The organism is Pseudomonas pharyngis (genome assembly GCF_021602345.1).
Classification (GTDB): domain Bacteria; phylum Pseudomonadota; class Gammaproteobacteria; order Pseudomonadales; family Pseudomonadaceae; genus Aquipseudomonas; species Aquipseudomonas pharyngis.
On sequence record NZ_BQID01000012.1, the window covers coordinates 184,789 to 190,978 of the forward strand.

The window sequence follows — 6,190 nt, forward strand, 5'->3', positions numbered from 1 at the left end:
TTGTTGTTTTTACAGCCAGTAACTCACGGCATACCAGCCAAGCAATCCCATCACCACGGTGTAAGGCAACGCCATCCACACCATCCGCCCGTAAGACAACCGCACCAGCGGCGCAATCGCCGACGTCAGCAGAAACAGAAACGCCGCCTGACCATTGGGCGTCGCCACGCTCGGCAGGTTGGTGCCGGTGTTGATCGCAATCGCCAGCGTCTCGAAATGTTCACGGCTCATGTGCCCGGACAGGAACGCCTGTTTCACTTCGGTGATGTAGATCGTGGCGACGAACACGTTGTCACTGATCGCCGACAGCAAACCGTTGGCGATGAACAGCATCCCCGGTTGCTGCTCCGCCGGCAGTGCCAGCACCCATTGAATCAGTGGCGCAAACAGTTGCTGGTCGTGAATCACCGCCACCACGGCGAAGAACACCACCAGCAGCGCAGTGAACGGCATGGCGTCCTTGAATGCGCTGCCCAGTCGGTGCTCGTCGGTGATCCCGGTGAATGCAGTGATCAACACAATCACCATCAGGCCGATCAACCCGACTTCCGCAATATGGAACGCCAGCCCGGCAATCAGGATCAGCGCAGCGCAGCCTTGTACCAACAGGGCGGCGCGTTGGCGTGGCGTGCGTTCGGCGTTGTCTTCGGCGGCGTAGTTGGCGAGCACTGCACGTACGTTGTCCGGCAGCAACGTGCCGTAGCCGAACCAGCGCAGTTTCTCCAGCAACAGGCAGGTCACCAGTCCCGCGACCAGCACCGGCAGCGACACCGGCGCGACCTTCTGGAAAAACTCGGCGAAGTGCCAACCCATTTCGTGGCCGATCAACAGATTCTGCGGTTCGCCGACCAACGTGCAGACACCGCCCAGTGCGGTGCCGACCGCGCCGTGCATCAGCAGGCTGCGCAGAAAGGCGCGAAACTGTTCCAGATCCTCGTGATGCAGTTGGGGCAGATGCCGGTCATCGCTGAATTCGCTGTCCTGGCGCGGGTCGTTGCCGGAAGCCACCCGATGGTAAACCGAATAGAAGCCGACGGCGGCGCTGATGATCACTGCGGTCACGGTCAGCGCATCGAGAAATGCCGAAAGAAATGCCGACAGAAAGCAGAACATCAGGGCCAGCAGCGCCTTCGAACGCACGCCCAGCAACAGGCGCGAGAACAGGAACAGCAGCAGGTCTTTCATGAAGTAGATGCCGGCGACCATGAACATCAGCAGCAGAATCACCGGGAAATTGTGCTGCAGCTCTTCGTACAGCGCCTGGGGCGTGGTCATCTTCAGCAGCAGCGCTTCGATCAGCAACAAGCCGCCGGGCATCAGCGGGTAGCACTTGAGCGCCATGGCCAGGGTGAAAATGAACTCGATCACCAGCAACCAGCCGGCGGCGACCGGACCTGCGGCCCACAGCACCAGCGCATTGAGCAGCAGAAACCCGACGATACACGCCTTGTACCAGCGGGGTGAATGCCCGAGAAAGTTGTGCGCGAACGCCTGGGCCATCGAACCGGACATTGGTTGCTCCTTGTATTAAGAAGCGCGCAAGTTGCCGTAAGCGATGGGCAAGATCAAGTGCAGTCGGATTCGCATCAGTGATTCAGATACCGCGCCACCATCGCACGGTAGTTGCCATCCAGCGAATAGCCGCCCACCAGAATTCCCCCGTCAGGCTGTATCGCCACCGAGGTGGCCGTATCGAGGCTGCGCCCCAGTCGCGTGCGCAACCAGCCATTACCGGAACCGAAGCTTCGATCAAGGCTGCCGTTGGCCAGATAGCGGGCGACGATGAAATCGGCTTCAACACCGCCGATCGTCGCGCCAACCGCGATCATGCGTCCGTCCGGCATTACCTGCGCCGCGCTCCACTGGCAGCCGCTGGAGCCGATTGCCAGCAAATGCGGTTGACCACCGTTGCAGTGCAGGTCAGGGCGGCCGTTGCCATGGACAGACTGCGCCATGCATCGAATCGGATCGCGGCTGCTGCCAAAACAATGCAAATGCTCCGCCGACTGGATGACCTGATTGACCAGGGCACTGTGCCCCTGGACTTTGAAGGCCATGAAGCCGTCCACCGCAAAACGTTCATCGAGTTGGCCGTCCGGCAGGTAGCGGGCGAGCAGACCTTCCTGTGGGAAATCGATGGAGCCGGCCACCACGATTCTTCCGTCTCCTTGCAACAGCACGCTGCCGAGCCAGGTATTGAGCAGCAAGTGGCGAACCATGACGAAACCGCGACCGTTGAACGACGGGTCGAGTCTGCCATCGGGTGTGAGGCGGATCAGCATGCCGACGTGATCGGCCAGTTCGAAGTGATGGTTGGCGATCAACAGGATACGTCCGTCCGGTTGCACCGCAAAATCGCAGGCTTCGGCGCCCGGAACGCCCGGCGGCAACCATGCGTCGCGGGTGCCCATGGACAGGTCGCCGGGCAAGCGAACGATTTGCCGGCCGTTGTCGCCGAAATCCGGGTCAGGTCGGCCTTGGGCGTCGAACAGGGTCAGGGCGGGAAGGGTGCAGTGTTCCGATTCATAGTGCAGGCCTGCCAGCAGAATCCGCCCGTCGGGCAAGACCTGAACCTTGCTGCCCGTCGCTTCGAATCCGCTGGCGAACCGGCCGATCACGCTGCCTTGATTGCCGAAACCAAGGTCCGCCGATCCGTCCCCGAGCAAGCGGGCCAGACCGAAGCAGTTGCCCTGAGCCGTGCCGACTTTGGCGGCGACCAGAATCCGACCTTGCGCATCAAGTGCCACGCTCTGGGTCAGGCTGGACGTACTGCCGGCGAAGTAAACCTGCGCCACACCATTACTGGAAAAAGTTTTGTCGAGTTGTCCGGCGTTTTTCGCTAGCGTCGGCAACGCGATGGCGGTCTGGGTTGACATGCATGCTTCTCCTTGCGAGTCGACCGATTTCCGGGAGGCGGAACGGGTAACTGCATGAGCGAGACATTCAATCCCTGAATACGCGCAAGTACAACTGACAGAACTAACAGGTGGAGAGTCGCACTGTGCCAGAACAGTGTCTTTTTGAACCAGTCGCAAGCCTGCCAAGTATTCAGGCGCGAAAGTATCGAGGAAAGTTGTACAAAAGACTGAAGTTGGAAAAAGATTGGCAACTAACAGAAGAGGGCGGATGACTTGAGCGTCATCCGCATTACCCGCAACTATCAGTGTGGCATCGACCAGGATTGCAACGTATAGCCTTCTTCGCTCAGTTCGGCGCGGGCTTGTTGCAACAGGTGTTCAAGTTGCGCCGGATCAGAGTAGGCACTGCTTGGGATCTGGGTACGACCGATGTGGGAATTGGTGCGGTCGATCACGGTGAGGCAAAGTTCGCCATTGCCATCTTGTGGGGCCCAGGCGACGCATTGAAACGGTTCAAATGCGCGGTTGGCAATCAAAAGAGCTTCGTTGATACGGAGCGGGGCGGTCATGGGGTCTTCTCTCTTTAAGTGCCCAATCAAGTGATGTGCCGTCGGTTGGGCTTACCGTTCGGCGAGTTACTTGTACTGATGCACGCAACCCGTTGGCAGGTCACACCGGATTTGAAGAAATTTCGAATTTCTTTCATACCTTCAATATTCCGACCGGTTTTTGAAAGCCTGGCGAAAGAATCAAGTCGATAGCTAACTAATAAAGCGCTCTCTTATAACTGCTTCACTTGTACACCTATAAGCAATCGATACAAGGCCCCGTCAAATTCTTGCTAATGTAACAGTCAGGTTCGCCAAATGACTGTTTTTACGATCATTTCCTAAAATTTGGCGCCAAGGAACAGTCATGAACGAAGCGCCTGCATTACGACGTTTACTGGTCGTCGACCCGTGCGACGACTGTCACCGATTGTTGCCGGGTTTGCGTGCCGTGGGTTGGGACGTCGACAGTTGCAGCCTGGAAAATGCCGCCGACCGAAGTTGCGATGTCGGCTTGCTGCGTTTACAGCCTTTCCACCTGGAACGTCCCGAAGCCGTCAAAGAACTGATCAGCCGCAGCGGCACCGAATGGATCGCCGTGTTGAATCAGGAAGTGTTGCGCTTGCAGAACGTCGGCGATTTCGTCTGCGAATGGTTTTTCGATTTCCATACCTTGCCGTTCGACGTTTCGCGGGTGCAGGTCACCCTCGGCCGCGCGTTCGGCATGGCGCGCCTGCGCGGTCAGGGCACGATTCACGTCGATCAGCCCGAACATGAGCTGCTGGGCGACAGCAAACCGATTCGCGAGCTGCGCAAACTGCTGAGTAAACTGGCCCCCACCGAGTCGCCAGTGCTTATTCGCGGAGAAAGTGGGACCGGTAAAGAACTCGTCGCCCGCACCCTGCACCGGCAGTCGCAGCGCCACAGCAAACCTTTCGTGGCGATCAACTGCGGGGCAATTCCCGACCATTTGATCCAGTCCGAGCTGTTCGGCCACGAGAAAGGCGCGTTCACCGGCGCCCATCAGCGCAAGGTCGGACGTATCGAAGCAGCCAACGGCGGCACCTTGTTTCTCGATGAGATCGGCGATCTGCCATTGGAACTGCAAGCCAATCTGTTGCGCTTTCTTCAGGAAAAACACATTGAACGGGTCGGCGGCAGTCAACCGATCCCGGTTGATGTGCGGGTGTTGGCAGCGACTCACGTCGACCTTGAGGCCGCCATCGAGAAGAAGCGCTTTCGTGAGGATTTGTACTACCGGCTCAATGTGCTGCAAGTGGTGACCGCGCCGTTACGCGAGCGCCACGGCGACCTGTCGATGCTGGCCAACCATTTTTCCCATTTCTACAGTCACGAAACCGGCCGTCGTCCGCGCAGCTTCAGTGAAGACGCGCTGATCGCCATGGGCAAGCACGACTGGCCGGGCAATGTCCGCGAACTGGCCAACCGCGTGCGTCGGGGGCTGGTGCTGGCCGAAGGACGGCAGATCGAGGCCCGTGACCTGGGGCTGATCAGCCAGCAGTCGATCGCGGCACCCATGGGCACCCTTGAAGACTACAAGACCCGCGCCGAACGCCAGGCCCTTTGCGATGTATTGAACCGCCACAGTGACAACCTCAGTGTTGCCGCCAAAGTGCTGGGGGTTTCCCGGCCGACCTTCTACCGTTTGCTGCACAAGCACCAGATCCGCTAGGGCGCGGTGCTTCCCGGCCTCGGGAAGCTGAAAAGGCCCGCTGCGATGCAAGTCGCAGCGGGCCTTTTCATGATGTTGCTGTTTAAAAGTAGTACGGGAATTTCAGGCTGAAGGAGAAGTCCGGGGCATCGTCCGTCATGCCGATGGACAGGTTGGGCACGATGGTCAGGTTGTCGGTGGCCGCGATGGTCATGCCGACGTTGAAGTAACCGGCGTTGGCGTCGCTGGACACCACCGATTCCCAATCCCCGCCATCCTGTTTCAGCTTGCTCTTGCGTTGCACCAGGTCGGAGACGGAGAACGACATACTCATCTTCTCGTTCAGTGCGAAGGCAACACCCGCGCCGATCTGGAAGCTGTCGCCGATGCGGACCTTGCCCGGGTTTTTCTGGTTGACGGTCGAACTGATGTCGTCGAACGATTCCTCGAAGTTATGGGTGTAGGACAGGCTGCCGAACAACACGGCCGGGTCAAACGTCTTGACCAGCGAGATGCCCGGGGTGATCGACCAGACGCCGTTGCCGGTGGGCAGGGTGTCAGGCACAAACAGGTTCGAGTTGGCATCGGTCTGGCGCAGCTTGATCCCGAACGGGTCCTTGCCAGTAGGCGCCTTGACCCGCAAGGAAACCACGGCGTCCGGGGTATTGACCGACTCGTCCAGGAACTTGTACGCAATGCCGAAGTTGACGTCGCCCAGAGTCGGGTCGCGGCTGACGTCCTGTTCGGTGGTGACGTTGGAGGCGCCGCCGTTGCCGCCGCCGGACTGATAGGTCGATTCACGGTAGACCACCGGCACGTTCAGGTCGAACTGCCAGCGATTGTCGAAGTTGTAGCGCCCCGTCAGGTCCAGCGTCCAGGTATCGGCCTTGATCCGGTCGAGGTTGATGTTGCCGAGAAAAATCGAGTCCAGGGCGAGGAAGCCGTTGAGAATCAGCTGGCGGGTGTCATATCGCGAATAGGTCACGCCGGTTTCAAAGCTGAATTTGCCGCCGCCGAAGAAACCGCTGGCTTCGTCGTACAGGTTGGACACACTCTGTGCCGGTTGCGAATCGTCGGCCAGCGACTTGCCGTAGGATGCGCCACTGCCCCCG

The 6,190-nt window shown here is 59.2% G+C and carries 5 protein-coding genes; 1 reads left to right on the forward strand and 4 read right to left on the reverse strand.

The genetic code is table 11. From position 1 onward, the window contains the following. Positions 1–9: 9 nt before the first annotated feature. From nhaB to L6D74_RS23200, 3 genes are all read right to left on the reverse strand, one after another. Complete coding sequence (nhaB, locus tag L6D74_RS23190) at positions 10–1,512, reverse strand: sodium/proton antiporter NhaB (protein WP_236190563.1); 1,503 nt, start codon at positions 1,510–1,512, stop codon at positions 10–12. Positions 1,513–1,586: 74 nt separating this feature from the next. Continuing rightward, positions 1,587–2,876, reverse strand: a complete 1,290-nt coding sequence (locus tag L6D74_RS23195; protein WP_236190564.1) for an NHL repeat-containing protein — start codon at positions 2,874–2,876, stop codon at positions 1,587–1,589. Positions 2,877–3,160: 284 nt separating this feature from the next. After that, entirely contained in the window at positions 3,161–3,427 is a 267-nt protein-coding gene (locus tag L6D74_RS23200; protein ID WP_085611679.1) for a hypothetical protein, read from the reverse strand. A 346-nt stretch (positions 3,428–3,773) separates the two neighbouring features. Between L6D74_RS23200 and L6D74_RS23205 the strand changes: the two genes are divergently transcribed. After that, positions 3,774–5,099 carry a sigma-54 dependent transcriptional regulator gene (locus tag L6D74_RS23205; RefSeq protein ID WP_236190567.1) on the forward strand — a complete coding sequence of 442 codons (1,326 nt, stop codon included), beginning with the start codon at positions 3,774–3,776 and terminating at the stop codon, positions 5,097–5,099. 82 nt (positions 5,100–5,181) lie between these two features. On the opposite strand, the gene L6D74_RS23210 is transcribed toward L6D74_RS23205, so the two are convergent. Then, positions 5,182–6,190 (reverse strand): hypothetical protein (locus tag L6D74_RS23210; RefSeq protein WP_236190568.1); only part of this gene is annotated, 1,009 nt, incomplete at its 5' end.